The organism is Streptomyces fildesensis (genome assembly GCF_016107395.1).
Classification (GTDB): Bacteria; Actinomycetota; Actinomycetes; order Streptomycetales; family Streptomycetaceae; genus Actinacidiphila; species Actinacidiphila fildesensis.
In genome coordinates this window covers 1-258 of record NZ_JAAIKO010000310.1, presented here as the reverse complement: position 1 = coordinate 258, position 258 = coordinate 1, and the positions used below count along the sequence as shown (strand labels likewise).

The following is a 258-nucleotide window of genomic DNA, read 5'->3' as shown; positions in this document are numbered from 1 at the left end:
CCGCGACCCTGTTCACCCTCGCCGCAGTGACCGTCCTGGCCGCCAGCTCCATCATCACCAGCGTGCTCCTCATCGGCACCCAGCCGCTGACCGGACTCAGCGGCCAGCTGATCGCACCTGACACGGCACTTCAACTGGTCATCACCTCCTGGGCCACCGCCCTGCCACCCCTGATCGGCTTCACCGCCCTGGCGATCCTGCTCTCCGTCACCACACGCAACCCCTCCGCCGGAGTCGCCGCACCCGTCGTCCTCGGGC

The 258-nt window shown here is 69.4% G+C and carries 1 pseudogene; it reads left to right on the top strand.

The annotated features are described in order from the left end of the window. Positions 1-26 precede the first annotated feature (26 nt). Positions 27-258 (top strand): annotated as a pseudogene (locus C6N31_RS43030) (ABC transporter permease); the annotation flags it as partial.